Origin of the sequence: Aliirhizobium wenxiniae, assembly GCF_019511445.1 — a bacterium.
In the GTDB taxonomy this organism is placed as follows: domain Bacteria; phylum Pseudomonadota; class Alphaproteobacteria; order Rhizobiales; family Rhizobiaceae; genus Neorhizobium; species Neorhizobium wenxiniae_A.
Genome location: NZ_JAEUAN010000006.1, coordinates 62499 through 78294, shown reverse-complemented (window position 1 = coordinate 78294; position 15796 = coordinate 62499). Strand labels below are relative to the sequence as shown.

Sequence of the window (15796 nt, the reverse complement as noted above, 5' to 3'; positions counted from 1 at the left end):
GAATTCAAAAGCCCCGGATCGTCTCCGGGGCTTTTCTTTTTGCTCTATTCGGCCGGTGCCGCCGTGCTTTTCTCTTCATGAGCAAAGCCGTTTTTCCAAAGCGTTTCCCGCACCACATCGAGCGTTCCCGGATCTTCGATCGTCGCCGGCATCGTCCATGGCATGTCATCGGCAATCTTCTGCATCGTGCCGCGAAGGATCTTGCCTGACCGCGTCTTGGGCAGTTTCGGCACCACCATCACCGTCTTGAAGGCGGCAACCGGCCCGATCTCGTTGCGGACCATGCCGGCCACCTCCGCAGCGATTTCGGAAGTTTCCCGTGAAACATGGTTCTTCAGCACCAAAAAGCCGCAGGGGATCTGTCCCTTCACCTTGTCCTTGACGCCGATGACCGCACATTCGGCGACATCCGGATGTTTGGCGCAAACCTCTTCCATCGAACCCGTGGACAGCCGGTGGCCGGCGCAATTGATGATGTCGTCGGTGCGCGCCATGACGAAAATATAACCGTCGTCATCGATCATCCCGGCATCGGCCGTCTTGTAGTAGCCCGGAAATTCTTGCAGGCAGTTTTCGCGGAACCGTTCGTCGGCATTCCAGAATGTCGGCAGGCAACCCGGGGGCAGGGGTAGTTTCATGACGATATTGCCGAGCGTGCCGTGCGGCACCGGAATGCCGGCATCATCGACCACATCGATTGCATATCCCGGCAAAACCCGCGTCGGCGAGCCGGGCTTGAACGGCATCAGGCCCAGCCCCACCGGGTTTGCGACGACAGGCCAACCGGTTTCCGTCTGCCACCAGTGATCGATTACCGGTACTTTCAGCTTCTGCTCAGCCCATTTGAGCGTCTCCGGATCAAGGCGCTCGCCGGCCAAAAACAAAGCTCGCAACCCCAGCAGATCATGGTTTTCGACCAGTTCGCCCTCGGGATCATCGCGGCGGATCGCTCGAAATGCCGTCGGTGCAGTGAAGAAGACTTTGACATCATGCTCAGCGACGACGCGCCAGAATGTACCGGCATCCGGTGTGCCAACCGGCTTTCCTTCAAAGATGACACTCGTATTGCCGTTTAGAAGCGGCGCGTAGACGATGTAGGAATGGCCGACGACCCAACCGATATCCGATGCTGCCCAAAAGACTTCGCCGGGTGAGACCCCGAAAACATTCGGCATCGTCCATAACAGCGCCACCATATGCCCGCCATTGTCGCGCACCACGCCCTTTGGCTGCCCCGTCGTGCCGGATGTGTAGAGGATGTAAAGCGGGTCCGTCGCCTTCACCGGCACGCAAGGCACATCACGCCCCCGCGCGGCCTCGACCATCTCGGCGAAATCGAACTCCCTCCGTTCCGCATCGAGCGAAACAACGAGTTGGGGACGCTGCAGTATGAGGCAGTTGTCAGGCTTCACCACTGCCAGTTCGATCGCCTTGTCGACCAGCGGCTTGTAGGCAACCACCCGGCCAGGCTCCAGACCGCAACTGGCGGAAATGATCAGTTTCGCTTGCGAATCGTTCAGCCGCGCCGCCAGTTCCTGTGCCGCAAAGCCGCCGAAAACGACGGAATGCACCGCGCCGAGACGGGCGCAGGCGAGCATGGAAAAAACCGCTTCCGGCACCATCGGCATATAGATGACCACCCGGTCACCCTTGCCAATGCCGAGATCCGCAAGCACTGCAGCAATCGCCTTCACGTCGGTAAGAACCTCGGCATAGGTAAAGGACTTTTTAGTGCCGCTCATAACGCTGTCATAGATGAAGGCGGCCTGCTCACCGCGGCCGTCTACAACATGCCGATCGAGGCAATTAAAACAGGTATTCGTCTCGGCCCCGACAAACCAGCGGCCATAGACACCCTGATCCGGGTCGAAAATCTTGTCCGGCGGCCTGAACCAGTCGATTGCCTTCGCGGCTTCCTCCCAGAACCCTTCCGGATCCCGCTGCCATGCGCCATAAACGTCGAAATAGCGGCTTTGCATATGCACCTCCCGTTACATGAGCCTAGCCTGATAAAGGCAATCTAGGCCGGGGAGGGAGGTGCGGAAACCCCGACGAAGGAGTTAGATTTTATCGTGCGCCAAAAATGGCCGAGCCGACACGAACGCTGGTCGCACCGAATTCGACGGCCGTCTCGAAATCGCCGGACATACCCATAGAGAGTTTCTCGACGCCGCATTCCTTGGCAAGTTTTTCCAGCAGCGCGAAATGCGGACCCGGATTTTCCTCCGCCGGCGGAATGCACATCAACCCTTCGATGGAGAGCCCGAGATCCTTGCGGCAGAATTCGACAAAGGCTTTCGTTTCCTTCGGCGCAATCCCCGCCTTCTGCGGTTCGAGCCCGGTATTGACCTGCACATAGAGTTTTGGCGTTTTGCCCTGCTTCGCCATCTCCTCGGCCAGCGCCCGGGCGATCTTCTCGCGATCGACCGTTTCGATCACGTCGAACAGCGCAATCGCGTCAGCAGCCTTGTTGGATTGCAGCGGCCCGATCAGATGCAGTTCGATACCGACGGTCTCGGCCTTCAACTCCGGCCATTTGCCCTGGCTTTCCTGCACCCGGTTTTCGCCGAACACACGCTGGCCCGCAGCAATCACAGGACGGATCGCCTCCGCATCGAAGGTTTTGGACACGGCAACCAGCGTCACGGAACCTGCCGGACGTTTGGCATATTTCTCCGCCTTGGCGATCTTGCCCTTCACGTCCTGCAAACGTTCTTCGATATCCATTGCCCGCATCCTTTTCCGCATTTCTTGTGAGATCAGCGATTAAAGCCCATATGAGGCTCTGCCAAGGGCATTCCGCATCAAAGTTTGACACCCGGCAAGCCTCAAAAACTTGACGCTTGCGGCCATTCATGGTGAAGGTCTGCCCGTATCTTTTATCCTGATTTCCCGGAATATCATCCAGATGGCGACTGAACGTTACAACCCGCGCGATGCTGAACCCCGTTGGCAGCAGAAATGGAACGAGGCGAAGGTTTTCGAAACCGACAACGCCGACCCGCGGGAAAAGTATTACGTCCTAGAGATGTTCCCCTATCCGTCCGGCCGTATCCACATGGGCCATGTGCGCAACTATGCGATGGGCGACGTCGTTGCCCGCTACAAGCGCGCCCGCGGCTTCAACGTCCTTCACCCGATGGGCTGGGACGCGTTCGGCATGCCGGCGGAAAACGCCGCGCGGGACAACAAGACCCATCCGAAATCCTGGACCTACCAGAACATCGAATCGATGAAGAAACAGCTGAAGGCCATGGGCCTGTCGCTGGACTGGTCCCGTGAATTCGCCACCTGTGATGTGGAATACTACCAGCAGCAGCAGCACCTCTTCCTCGACATGATGGAAAAGGGCCTGGTCTACCGCAAGCAGTCCAAGGTCAACTGGGACCCGGTCGACCAGACGGTTCTCGCCAACGAACAGGTGATCGACGGCCGCGGCTGGCGCTCCGGTGCGCTGGTCGAGCAGCGCGAGCTGGTTCAGTGGTTCTTCAAGATCACCGATTTCAGCCAGGACCTGCTGGATGAGCTGGATCATCTGGATCAGTGGCCTGAAAAGGTCCGTCTGATGCAGAAGAACTGGATCGGCCGTTCCGAAGGCATGGCCGTCCGCTGGGAAATCGTGCCCTCGACGGCTCCATCAGACGAAACCGAAGTCACCGTCTACACGACCCGCCCGGACACTTTGTTCGGCGCCTCCTTCCTGGCGATCGCCGCCGACCACCCGCTTGCCAAGGCTGCAGCGGCGAAGAATCCGGCTATCGAATCCTTTGCCGAAGAATGCCGCCGCCAGGGCACCTCGCTCGCAGCGCTCGAAACCGCAGAGAAGAAGGGTATCGACACCGGCATCCGCGTCAAACATCCGCTCGATCCCTCCTGGGAACTGCCCGTCTATGTCGCGAACTTCGTGCTGATGGAATACGGCACGGGCGCCATCTTCGGCTGCCCTTCGGGTGACCAGCGCGACCTGGATTTCGCTCGCAAATACGATTTGCCCGTAGTCCCGGTCGTCATGCCGGCCGATGGCGATGCCGCAACCTTCGAAGTCGGCGAAACCGCCTATGTCGATGACGGCGTGATGATCAATTCGCGCTTCCTCGACGGCAAGACGACGGAAGAAGCTTTTCAGATCGTCGCAGACAAGCTGTCGCAACAGGTGCTGGCAGAGGCACCTCAGGGCGAACGCAAGGTCAATTTCCGCCTGCGCGACTGGGGTATTTCCCGCCAGCGTTACTGGGGCTGCCCGATCCCGGTCATCCATTGCGAAGTCTGCGGCGTCGTACCGGTGCCGAAGAAGGACCTGCCGGTGCAATTGCCCGACGACGTCACCTTCGACCTGCCCGGCAACCCGCTCGATCGTCACGCCACCTGGCGCCACGTCTCCTGCCCGCAATGCGGCCACGATGCCCGTCGCGAGACGGACACGATGGATACGTTTGTCGATTCCAGCTGGTATTTCACCCGCTTCACCGCCCCGTGGCTGAACCAGCCGACCGATCCGAAGGTTGCCAACCACTGGCTGCCGGTCGATCAGTATATCGGCGGCATCGAGCACGCGATCCTGCACCTGCTCTATTCCCGCTTCTTCACCCGCGCCATGCGTGAAACCGGCCATGTGTCGGTCAAAGAGCCCTTCAAGGGTCTCTTCACTCAGGGCATGGTCGTGCATGAAACCTATCGCCTGGGCACAGAAGGCCAGAAGGGCGAATGGGTCTCTCCTGCTGACATCAAGATCGAGGAAATCGACGGCAAGCGCACCGCCACCCTGCTGAAAAGCGGTGAAGAAGTCACCATCGGCTCGATCGAAAAAATGTCGAAGTCGAAGAAGAATGTCGTCGATCCCGACGATATCATCGCCTCCTACGGCGCTGACACGGCCCGCTTCTTCGTCCTCTCCGACAGCCCGCCGGATCGCGACGTCATCTGGTCGGAAGCCGGCGTCGAAGGCGCCCACCGCTTCACCCAGCGCCTCTGGCGGCTGATTTCGGAAGCCGCCGACAACCTGAAGACTGTCTCTCCGTCACCCGCCAAGAATGGCGATGGTCTGGCGATTTCACAGCTGGCCCACAAGACGCTGCAGGCTGTCCAGGGTGATCTGGACAAGCTGTCCTTCAACAAGGCCGTGGCGCGCATCTATGAGCTGGTAAATGCCCTTGCAGCGCCGCTGACCGATGTCGCTGCCGGCAAGGGCGACGACGCTTATCGCGCTGCCGTTCGCAACGCTGCGGAAATCCTCATCCAGATCGTCGCACCGATGACGCCACATCTGGCCGAAGAATGCTGGACGGTGCTCGGAAACGGCGAAATGGTGTCGAAAACCGCCTGGCCTGACTTCGATCAAGCGCTCGTTGTCGAGAACGATGTCACACTGCCCGTCCAGATCAACGGCAAGAAGCGTGGCGAATTGACAATCGCGCGCGACGCGGATCAAACTACTGTCGAAGCTGCAGTTTTGGCTCTGGACGTGGTGAAAGCCGCTCTCGAAGGCCGTGCACCGAAAAAAATCATCGTCGTCCCACAGAGGATCGTGAACATTGTTGCCTGACCGCTCATCACTGCCGCGCCGTGGCGCCCTGCTTCTGGGCCTTGCGCTCTGCGTTGGCCTGGCTGGTTGCCAGGTCCGGCCGCTTTATTCGCAGGCCGGCGGCACAGCTCCAAAGCTGGCTTCCGTCGGGTTTTCCGAGCCGAAGAACCGTATCGAGCAGGTTGTTCGCAACGAGCTCGTCTTCCTGGCTGCAGGCGGTGCCGGTGAACCTCTGAATCCGGCTTACGATCTCACCTTGCGCGTTTCCAGCACGGCATCGAACGTGCTTGACGACGACGGCTTGGCTGAAGCCAGCGTTCCCGTACCAGGCCGTGTCCAGGTGACGGGTTCATACACGCTGACGCGCACAGCCGATGGTCAGGTTCTCAAGCGCAGCGAACATTCCAGCGTCTCGCTGATCGATGTTTCTCGCCAGAGCTTTGCCAAACTGCGCGCCATCAGGGATGGTGAAAACCGCGCAGCGAGGGAGTTGGCTGAGTTCATCCGTGCGGATGTAGCGATCGCGCTCACCAAGGAACCTCCGCTGCAGCAACCAGCATGGCAGAAATAAAGTCGCATGAGTTCGAGCGCTTCCTTGAAAAGGGCGCAGAGCTCTATCGCTTCTATGTCATATACGGACCTGATCGCGGACTTGTCTCCGAACGGGCCAATCTTATTGCCAAGCGCAGCGGAGTTGCGCTTGACGATCCCTTTGCGCTCCTCAAACTCGACGTAACAGATCTCCAGGGCGATCCCGGGCGGCTTCTCGATGAGGTAAACGCGCTCGGCCTTTTCGGTGGCGAAAAGCTCATCTGGCTGCGTGGCGTGAATAACGAGAAGCCCGTTCTGGATGCTGTGCAGACAATCCTGGGGCAGGGCGCTCCCGCCAACACCCTTCTCATCGAAGCCGGAGACCTGAAAAAGGGAAGCGGGCTTCGAAAGATCGTCGAACCATCCAGATCAGTTGCCGTCGTCCCCTGCTATGCCGACGATGCACGCGCGCTTAACGCCCTTATCGATGCCGAACTGGCAAATGATTCACTCACCATCACCAGTGAGGCCCGTCGCCGTCTGATCGAGCAGCTGGGGGGTGACCGGGTAGCCTCGCGCAACGAAATCCGTAAGCTTGCCCTCTATTGCCGCGGATTGGGAAGGATCGAGGAACATCACGTCGATGAAATCATCGGTGACGCAAGCAGCGTATCTGCAGATGACGCAGTCGACGCCATATTGACCGGAGACCTGCCGTCCTTTCATCGCGCGTTCCAGAAGATCCTCACCTCCAAGACCCCGCTCTTCCTCATCCTGCAATCATGTCTGAAGCAGTTTCAGCTGCTCGATGCGATGAAGATAGAGATGGAAGAGAAGCGCACACAAGCGGGCCAGGTCATGGCGACGCTCGGACGCCACATTCATTTCAAGCGCAAGCCTGTCTTTGAAAAGGCTCTTCGGACTTGGCGTCCGGAAGCTGTCAGCCGCGAAGCTGTACGTATACAGTCAGCCGTACTCATGTCCCGTCAAAGGCAAAGCCTGGAACCCAGTATCGTATTCCATGCGCTTCTGGGCGCAGCGCTTCAGGCAACAAGACAATAAAAAGCCGCGCAAGCCTATCCGGTTGCGCGGCATATGGTTCTAGTCGTCGAACGAGCCTCGGACTATCTCAACGGCGCTCCAGCAGCCGGCAGATTTCTTCGAGCTGCTCGAGCGTCTTGTAGGAAATCCTGATCTGACCCGGGCCACCCTTGTGGTTGATTTTGACCTCCAGCCCCAGCGAATCCGTCAAGGTCCTTTCCAGCGCCACCGTATCCGAATCCTTTTCGGGCTTGGGCGCGGTCTGAGGTTCCGATTGTGAACGGATATCGTTCTGCGCCAGGCGTTCAGCGTCACGAACCGACATGCCCTTTGCAACAACGGCCTTAGCAAGTGCAGTCGGATCGGATGTCGGGATCAGCGCGCGGGCATGGCCAGCCGAAAGCGTGCCGGAAGACAGCATGTCCCGCACCGGCGTCGGGAGTTTCAGAAGACGCAGGCTGTTTGCCACATGGCTTCGGCTCTTGCCGATAATGTCGCCCAGATCGTTCTGCGTATATCCATGCTCGGCAATAAGCTGCTCGTAACCCAACGCCTCTTCCAAAGGATTGAGATCCGAACGCTGGACATTTTCGACGATCGCGATTTCGAGCGCAGTCCTGTCGTCGACATTGCGAACGATGACGGGCACTTCAACCAGCCCTGCAAGCTGGGAAGCACGCCAGCGACGCTCGCCAGCGATAATTTCGAACTGACCATCAGGAAGTGTGCGCGTCACGATCGGCTGGACGATCCCATGCTGGCGGATCGAGCTTGCCAGATCCTGCAGCTCATTTTCGTCAAAATGCCGACGCGGGTTGCGTGGGTTGCGCGTGATATTCTCGATCGGCACCATCCGGTCGGCGCTGACATTGACCGGCGCATTGCCTGCAGGCATAGGCTGGTCCATTTCGCCGATCAGCGCAGCGAGTCCGCGTCCGAGGCGCCGCTTCGATATATCGTCGTTCATACGCTTTACCCTGTCTTCTAACTCTTCTTAGGCCGCAACCTTGCGCATTCTCTCGCGCTGGATAACTTCCGAGGCCAATTGAAGATAGGCCTGGCTGCCAGCGCATTTCAGGTCATAAAGGATAGCCGGCTTACCATATGAAGGTGCCTCTGAGACTCGCACATTGCGCGGGATAAGCGTCTGGTAAACTTTCTCACCCAGATAGGTCCGCACGTCGTTGACAACCTGCTGTGCCAGATTATTTCGAGCATCGAACATTGTCAGGACGATCCCCTGAATATCGAGCGCCGGATTGACCGTGCGACGAACCTGATCGACGGTCTCAAGCAACTGGCTCAACCCTTCAAGGGCAAAAAACTCGCACTGCAGCGGAACAAGAACGGAATCCGCAGCAGCCATCGCATTCATCGTCAGAAGATTGAACGACGGCGGGCAATCAAGCAGGATATAATTGAATTTCTCCGCGCCAGCAGAGATCAGAGCTTTTTTCAGTCGAAAAGCCCTGTCTTGGGACTGCGAAATTTCCATCTCAAAACCGAGAAGATCCATCGTCGAAGGCACGATCGACAGATTGGGAACCGCGGTTTCGACCGCAGCCTCGCCAACGGCCGCCTCACCAATCAAGATATCGTAAGACGAAACTTTGCGATCACGTCGATCGATCCCGAGTCCGGTACTCGCGTTACCTTGAGGATCGAGATCAACGATCAGAACGCTCTGGCCAATAGCAGCCAAGGCGGTTGCCAGATTGATAGCAGTCGTGGTTTTCCCGACGCCACCTTTTTGATTTGCAATTGTGATGATCCGACGCTTATCAAACATCTAGCACCCGCTTTACGGTTACGTTCGCTTCAGATTGCCGATCTCTAGGATAACCGAATCCGCTTGGATTGAACTCTGGTGTTTTACCAAATCAAACTGCCAGCGACCATGTGCTTTTTTTAATTCGGATTCATAATCCCGACCTTTATGGAAGAAAGCTGTTGATGGCTTATCCAGCAACCAGGGCGAAGCATATCCCAGTAGCTTATCCAGATCGGCAAGTGCACGCGCGGAAACGAAATCGCATTGAGGAATGAGCTTCGGTGCATCTTCTATGCGAACTGCATGAATTGTACCTCGGGCCCCGGTTGACGCGAGCGCGACACGCAAAAATGCAGCCTTTTTCTGGTTGCTCTCGACGAGATGAACCCAGCCGTCTTTGTATTCGTTCAGTAGAATAGCGGTAATGACGCCTGGAAATCCACCTCCAGAACCAAGGTCTACCCAGGTTCCGGCTCTCTTAGCCAAGTCGAATATCTGCGCGCTGTCTGCTATGTGGCGCTGCCACATATCCTCTTGCGTGGACGGAGCAACAAGATTGATTGTCTTGGCCCATTTCTGAAACAGGTCGGCAAAGTGTTGAAGCCGATCTTGCGTTTCACGTGAAACACCGGACATCAAGATGCCTGCCTCATATTTTTTTCAACTTTCCTGACCAGCGCCAACAGCAATGTTACAGCCGCCGGCGTCATACCTTCTATCTTCGCAGCCTGCGCGATCGTTCGAGGTTGAGCGCGACACAACTTCAATTTCAGCTCGTTGGACAAACCTGATATACTATCGAAATCGAAAGAATCCGGGATTGCAAGCGCCTCATCGCGCTGTGCCGACCGTATATCATTTGCCTGCCGATCCATATAGACGGCATAGCCCGCCTCGATCTCGAGAGCCGCGGCAACCTTGGGCGACAAGTTTGACAGCTCTTCCCAGATTTGAGCAAGGCGAGAAATCTCCATATCGGGATGCGATAGAATTTCGTAAGCACTTCGCCGCTGACCATCCTTGTTCAGATGCAACCCATGACGCGCTGCTTCATTTGGTGTCAGGCTGAGCGCACGAAGTTGATCCCGTCCGGAATTAATTGCCTCGACATAAGCCGAGAACCGAGAGGACCGATCCCGGCCAACCAAGCCGAGTTCGATCCCAAGCGCCGTCAATCGCATATCCGCGTTATCGGCACGAAGCGAAAGACGGAATTCGGCCCTTGACGTGAACATGCGGTAGGGTTCCGTCACACCACGATTAATCAGATCGTCGATCATCACGCCTATATAGGAGTCGGTTCGGCTGAAAATATGAGGTTGCATACCCTGCGCAAGACGCGCAGCGTTCAACCCGCCGACCAATCCCTGAGCCCCGGCCTCCTCGTAGCCCGTCGTTCCATTGATCTGGCCGACAAGGAAGAGACCCTTTACCGACTTCGTCTCCAGCCATGGCTGCAATTCTCTGGGGTCTATATGATCATATTCGATCGCATAGGCAGGATGCAGAATAGTTACCTTTTCCAATCCGGGTATGGTTCGAACGAAGGACTCCTGAACATCCTCCGGAAGGGAGGTGGAGATGCCATTCGGATAAACGCTAAAATCATCGAGACCTTCCGGTTCGAGGAAAATCTGGTGTCCATCTCTCTCACCAAAACGAACGATCTTGTCTTCAATCGAAGGGCAATAACGAGGTCCGACGCCCTCGATCTGGCCAGAATACATGGCAGACAGATGAATATTATCAGCAATGATTTTGTGCGTCTCAGGTGTCGTCCTGGTTACGCCGCAGGCAATTTGTGGATTGGTAATCCGGTCCGTCATAAAAGAGAAGGGCGTAGGAACATCGTCTGCTTCCTGCCGATCTATCGATGCCCAATCAATCGTACGACCGTCGAGGCGGGCAGGCGTTCCGGTCTTGAGACGGCCCAAAGCAAGCCCGTAGTGCTTTAACGTCTCCGACAGTCCAAGCGATGGAGCCTCACCGCTACGGCCGGCCGGAATTTTCTTCTGGCCAATATGAATAAGCCCACGCAAAAAGGTACCAGTTGCAAGAACGACGCAAGCGCAGGATATACGGCGCCCATCGGAGAGTAGAAGAGCTTTGACAACCCCGTCTGCCCCCATCTCTATGTCGAACGCGTCACCTTCCAACACCGTCAGATTGGCATGGTTCTCGATCTCGCACTGCATCGCCTCCCGATAAAGCCGGCGATCTGCCTGGGTCCGCGGACCGCGAACAGCTGGACCTTTCTTGCGATTGAGAAGGCGGAACTGAATGCCGGCCGCATCCGCCACGCGACCCATCAACCCGTCCAGAGCATCGATCTCGCGCACGAGATGTCCCTTGCCCAATCCACCGATTGCAGGATTGCAGGACATGACGCCGATGGTTTCGCGCTTATGCGTTACCAGCGCAACTGAGGCTCCGACACGGGCTGCTGCACTTGCAGCCTCGCATCCGGCATGCCCGCCGCCAACGACGACCACATCAAAGGTCATTTCAGCCATTGAAGCCTCTGTGTTTCACGTGAATCATTTGCCAATGCAGAATTTTGAGAAAATCACATCGAGGAGGTCTTCGACGTCCACGCGGCCGGTAATTCTGCCAAGCTCGTCTCCGGCCGCTCTCAAAGCATCGGCCTTCAACTCAAGTCGGGGTTCATCTACTGCATTTTGGATAAATTGGGAAGTGAGAGCGATATGTTCGCGATGCCTCTCATTGCCTGCAGAAGAACCATCATTCCATGTCTCCCGCGCCACACCGACGATAGCCTGTCGGATCTTGTCGAGTCCTTCTCCCGTCACCGAGGATATACGCAAGGCGCTCAAGCCGTTTTCCGAATGGAGATCGGCCTTCGTTTCTATTGAGAGATAGGGAATGCCATGGTCTTCGAACACATCCGAACCGCACCCTGCCTCTCTAAGATACAGGATCATATCCGCCGAGCGCGCGGCCGCCTTGGCGCGCAGTATACCCTCTCGTTCGACAATATCATCCGACTCGCGAATTCCTGCGGTATCGAAGAGGCGAACCAGATATCCTTCCAGATCCAGATCAACCGTCAGGACATCACGCGTCGTGCCCGCAATATCGGTCACGATCGCCACTTCGCGCTTCGCCATCGCGTTCAACAAGCTCGATTTTCCTGCGTTCGGCGCTCCGATAATCGCGACTTTGAAGCCGTTCCGGACGATTTCCGAGGATTTGGCAGATGCTGACGCGAGCGACATCTCCGCAATCAGAGCAGCCAGATCGCCATCTATAAGATCGGCAGCCGACTCCGGCGCGTCATCCTCGTCAGCAAAGTCCAGCTCGGCCTCAATCATCGCCCTGGCGTAGGTTAAGCGCTCCGCCCATCCGTTATATTGAGCAGATAACGCCCCCATTCCGGTTTGGAGTGCGAGCTTTCGCTGCATTTCAGTTTCGGCCGACACCAGACCGGACAGGCCTTCAACCTCGACCAGGTCAAGCCGCCCGTGTTCAAATGCACGTCGGGCAAATTCTCCCGCCTCTGCGGGGCGCAAACCAAAGTCTCGCAGTGCCTGAGCAACTGCATTCACCACAGCGCGACTGCCATGAACCTGCAATTCGGCGCAATCTTCCCCGGTAAACGAGTTTGGACCCTGGAAATAGAGCACCAGCCCCTGATCCAGAATCTCACCGTTTCGGTTGCGAATCGTTCGGAGACTGGCCTGACGCGGTGCGGGAACGGATCCCACCATTGCTTTGATGACTTCTACCGTCGCAGGGCCGCTTATTCGTATGACTGCCACACCCGCTGGCGGCTGTCCGCTGGAGAGCGCGAAGATTGTTGCCTGTGTCATGTCTTCGTTCCATATCCACAAAAGACAAAGGCGCCCGAATATCGGGCGCCTGAATGATCGTTGAAGAATCCGGCTAAGGATTACGTATTCATCGAGTCAAAGAAGTCTGCATTGTTCTTCGTCTGCTTCAGCTTGTCGATCAGGAATTCGATCGCATCCGTGGTCCCCATCGGTGCCAGAATGCGGCGAAGAACGAATATCTTCTGCAGATCCTGGCGCGGAACGAGCAAATCTTCCTTACGCGTACCGGACTTGAGGATATCCATGGCAGGGAAGATACGCTTGTCGGCAACCTTGCGGTCGAGCACGATTTCAGAGTTACCCGTACCCTTGAATTCTTCGAAGATGACTTCGTCCATACGGCTGCCGGTATCGATCAGCGCCGTCGCAATAATCGTCAGCGAACCACCTTCTTCGATATTGCGTGCCGCACCGAAGAAACGCTTCGGACGCTGCAGCGCGTTTGCGTCAACACCGCCGGTCAGAACCTTACCGGAAGACGGCACGACGGTGTTGTAAGCGCGGCCAAGGCGAGTGATGGAGTCGAGCAGGATAACCACGTCGCGGCCATGTTCAACGAGACGCTTGGCCTTCTCGATAACCATTTCAGCGACCTGTACGTGGCGCACAGCCGGCTCATCGAAGGTCGAGGAAACGACTTCGCCCTTCACCGAACGCTGCATGTCCGTCACTTCTTCCGGACGCTCGTCGATCAGAAGAACGATCAGGTAGCATTCCGGGTGATTGGCGGTGATCGAATGGGCGATGTTCTGCAGAAGAACGGTCTTACCGGTGCGCGGCGGTGCGACGATCAGACCGCGCTGGCCCTTGCCGAGCGGTGCGACGAGATCGATGACGCGCGCTGAATTGTCCTTCGAGGTCGGAATATCGAGTTCCATCTTGAACCGCTCGTTCGGATAGAGCGGCGTTAGGTTGTCGAAGTGAACCTTGTGACGGATCTTCTCAGGATCGTCGAAATTGATCGTGTTGACCTTCAGAAGCGCGAAATAACGTTCGCCTTCTTTCGGGCCGCGGATCGGTCCTTCAACGGTATCGCCAGTCTTCAGCGAAAAACGACGGATCTGCGAGGGGGAGATATAGATATCGTCCGGACCCGGTAGATAGTTGGCATTGGCGGAACGCAGGAAGCCGAAACCGTCCTGCAGAACCTCGACCACGCCCTCACCGATGATTTCGACGTCCTGGCTGGCAAGAACCTTCAGAATTGCAAACATCAACTCCTGCTTGCGCATGGTGCTGGCATTTTCGACCTCCAGCGACTCTGCGAAGGTCAGCAAATCAGTCGGAGATTTGCTCTTAAGTTCTTGAAGCTTCATTTCAGCCATGAAGAGGGGACCACTTGAGAAAATATAAGGGAATTGGGCGTGTCGGTGGAATTCGCTTCCGCGGATGAAATCCGGGGACAACGTCGGTTACACGCATGCCACGAGATGGAGGTGTCGCGAAAATAGCGATTCCCTCCCAATGCCGCAAGAGGCTTATTCAGAAAAAGGCAAGCCCTTTTCTCAGAACGGCTTCACGATGACTAGGATTACGATTGCAATCATCAGGACCGTCGGGACTTCATTCCATATCCGCCAGTATCTTGCCGTACGTCTCGGCTTGTCTGCGGCAAAATCTTGAACAGCGCGACTAAAAAGCACATGGACGCCGGTAAGTGCGAAAACCATGGCGATTTTGCCATGAAGCCATCCACCCTGAAATCCATAGACATCCCAGGCGAGGTAAAGCCCAAGCATCCAGCTCACCATCATCGCAGGGTTCATGATGACCTTGAGCAGCCGTCTTTCCATCATCTTGAACGTCTCGGAGGGCTCGGAGCCGATCGGCGCGTCGGTGTGGTAGATGAAAAGCCGCGGCAGATACAGAAGTCCCGCCATCCACGACATCACGGCGATGACGTGAAACGCCTTCACATACGAGATGAAATCATCCGGCCTCAACACATAGGTCAAGGCCAGAATGAACAGGAATATCGTAAGCGCTATGAAGGCACGCGCCTTGGCCTTTCCGCCTGCATCTTCGTTACCGGGTTTCTCACGCGGATCCATCAGGCAATCCCCCTGACGCGCTTTACCAGCCTGGCCACATTGTCCGGATCCGCCTCAGGGGTGATACCGTGTCCCAGATTGAAGATCAGCGGCCCGTTCCCGAGCACCTGCAGGATAGCATCGATACCGTCATCGAGCGATTGGCCGCCGGCCACGACCCGCATCGGGTCAAGATTGCCCTGCACCGGCCCATCCTTCTGCAACTCAGCCGCAAAGGACAATGGCACGCTCCAATCCAGTCCGATCGCATCGGCACCGGTCTTCTGCCGATAATGACGCAGATTCATTCCAGCACCCTTGGCAAAGGCGATGATCTTCGCATTCGGCCGTTTACCGCGCACGATCTCGATCATCCGCGCAACCGGCTTCACCGCAAAGGCTTCAAACTCCGCTTCGCCAAGTACACCAGCCCACGAATCGAAGATCTGGACCGCATCAGCGCCCGCATCGATCTGCGCAACCAGATAATCGGCAGAAATCTCGGCAAGAAACATCAGCAGATGTTCGAGCGCCTTTCGATTACGATATCCGAAAAGACGGGCAGGCGCCTGATCGGGCGTACCATGTCCGGCAATCATATAGGTCGCAACAGTCCAGGGAGCGCCACAGAAGCCGAGGAGAGCGGTCTCGGCGGGCAACTCCTGTCTTAGCCGCTTCACCGTCTCAAGAACCGGCGAGAGATGTTGAAGCGTGCCATCCGCTTTCAGTGAATAGATACCCGTCTCGTCGATCGGATCCATCTGCGGCCCTTCACCGGGAGCGAAGCGCACTTTCCTGTCCAGAGCATCAGGAATGACCAGGATATCGGAAAACAGAATTGCAGCATCGAAGGAATAACGCCTGATCGGCTGGAGCGTAACCTCGACAGCCAGATCAGGCGTATAGCAGAGATCAAGGAACCCACCTGCCTGTTGGCGCGTTGCCCTATACTCAGGGAGATACCGTCCAGCCTGCCTCATGAGCCAGAGTGGAGGAGGTGCCACGGTCTTCCCTTCAAGCACCTCGACGATCTTCCTTTTCACAGGCACTG

The 15796-nt window shown here is 56.8% G+C and carries 13 protein-coding genes; 3 read left to right on the top strand and 10 right to left on the bottom strand.

What is annotated here, in order from left to right; genetic code table 11:
• Nucleotides 1-44: 44 nt before the first annotated feature.
• On the bottom strand, nucleotides 45-1979 hold the full coding sequence (locus JNB91_RS09640; RefSeq protein ID WP_220325300.1) for an AMP-binding protein: 1935 nt from the start codon (nucleotides 1977-1979) through the stop codon (nucleotides 45-47).
• Between the two features lie 88 nt (nucleotides 1980-2067).
• The gene (locus tag JNB91_RS09635) at nucleotides 2068-2727 is read right to left on the bottom strand and encodes a YggS family pyridoxal phosphate-dependent enzyme (protein WP_220325299.1); all 660 of its coding nucleotides are present in this window, start codon (nucleotides 2725-2727) and stop codon (nucleotides 2068-2070) included.
• A 181-nt stretch (nucleotides 2728-2908) separates the two neighbouring features.
• Between JNB91_RS09635 and leuS the strand changes: the two genes are divergently transcribed.
• From leuS to holA, 3 genes are read left to right on the top strand one after another with little or no spacing between them, the layout of a single operon-like run.
• Nucleotides 2909-5542 carry a leucine--tRNA ligase gene (leuS, locus tag JNB91_RS09630; RefSeq protein WP_220325298.1) on the top strand — a complete coding sequence of 878 codons (2634 nt, stop codon included), beginning with the start codon at nucleotides 2909-2911 and terminating at the stop codon, nucleotides 5540-5542.
• Nucleotides 5532-6092: a hypothetical protein gene (locus JNB91_RS09625; RefSeq protein ID WP_223218119.1), complete on the top strand. Its 561-nt coding sequence runs from the start codon at nucleotides 5532-5534 to the stop codon at nucleotides 6090-6092. Before leuS ends, JNB91_RS09625 begins: the two co-directional genes overlap by 11 nt.
• Complete coding sequence (gene holA / locus JNB91_RS09620) at nucleotides 6080-7114, top strand: DNA polymerase III subunit delta (protein WP_220325297.1); 1035 nt, start codon at nucleotides 6080-6082, stop codon at nucleotides 7112-7114. The genes JNB91_RS09625 and holA overlap by 13 nt, the downstream gene beginning before the upstream one ends.
• Nucleotides 7115-7181: 67 nt before the next feature.
• On the opposite strand, the gene JNB91_RS09615 is transcribed toward holA, so the two are convergent.
• The 8 genes from JNB91_RS09615 to hemE form a co-directional block, all read right to left on the bottom strand.
• Nucleotides 7182-8060 carry a ParB/RepB/Spo0J family partition protein gene (locus JNB91_RS09615; RefSeq protein WP_220325296.1) on the bottom strand — a complete coding sequence of 293 codons (879 nt, stop codon included), beginning with the start codon at nucleotides 8058-8060 and terminating at the stop codon, nucleotides 7182-7184.
• Nucleotides 8061-8087: 27 nt separating this feature from the next.
• Nucleotides 8088-8882, bottom strand: a complete 795-nt coding sequence (locus JNB91_RS09610) for a ParA family protein (protein WP_220325295.1) — start codon at nucleotides 8880-8882, stop codon at nucleotides 8088-8090.
• Nucleotides 8883-8900: 18 nt separating this feature from the next.
• Nucleotides 8901-9500 (bottom strand): 16S rRNA (guanine(527)-N(7))-methyltransferase RsmG, encoded by a 600-nt coding sequence (gene rsmG, locus JNB91_RS09605; RefSeq protein ID WP_220325435.1) that lies wholly within the window; start codon nucleotides 9498-9500, stop codon nucleotides 8901-8903.
• A complete protein-coding gene (mnmG, locus tag JNB91_RS09600; protein ID WP_220325294.1) occupies nucleotides 9500-11377 on the bottom strand; it encodes a tRNA uridine-5-carboxymethylaminomethyl(34) synthesis enzyme MnmG in 1878 nt (625 codons plus the stop codon). The genes rsmG and mnmG overlap by 1 nt, the downstream gene beginning before the upstream one ends.
• 24 nt (nucleotides 11378-11401) lie before the next feature.
• Nucleotides 11402-12694, bottom strand: a complete 1293-nt coding sequence (gene mnmE, locus JNB91_RS09595; protein WP_220325293.1) for a tRNA uridine-5-carboxymethylaminomethyl(34) synthesis GTPase MnmE — start codon at nucleotides 12692-12694, stop codon at nucleotides 11402-11404.
• 80 nt (nucleotides 12695-12774) lie between these two features.
• Nucleotides 12775-14040 carry a transcription termination factor Rho gene (rho, locus tag JNB91_RS09590; protein ID WP_112506460.1) on the bottom strand — a complete coding sequence of 422 codons (1266 nt, stop codon included), beginning with the start codon at nucleotides 14038-14040 and terminating at the stop codon, nucleotides 12775-12777.
• Between the two features lie 180 nt (nucleotides 14041-14220).
• Nucleotides 14221-14766, bottom strand: a complete 546-nt coding sequence (gene hemJ, locus JNB91_RS09585) for a protoporphyrinogen oxidase HemJ (protein ID WP_220325292.1) — start codon at nucleotides 14764-14766, stop codon at nucleotides 14221-14223.
• Nucleotides 14766-15794, bottom strand: a complete 1029-nt coding sequence (gene hemE, locus JNB91_RS09580) for a uroporphyrinogen decarboxylase (RefSeq protein WP_346269298.1) — start codon at nucleotides 15792-15794, stop codon at nucleotides 14766-14768. Before hemE ends, hemJ begins: the two co-directional genes overlap by 1 nt.
• Nucleotides 15795-15796: the final 2 nt, after the last annotated feature.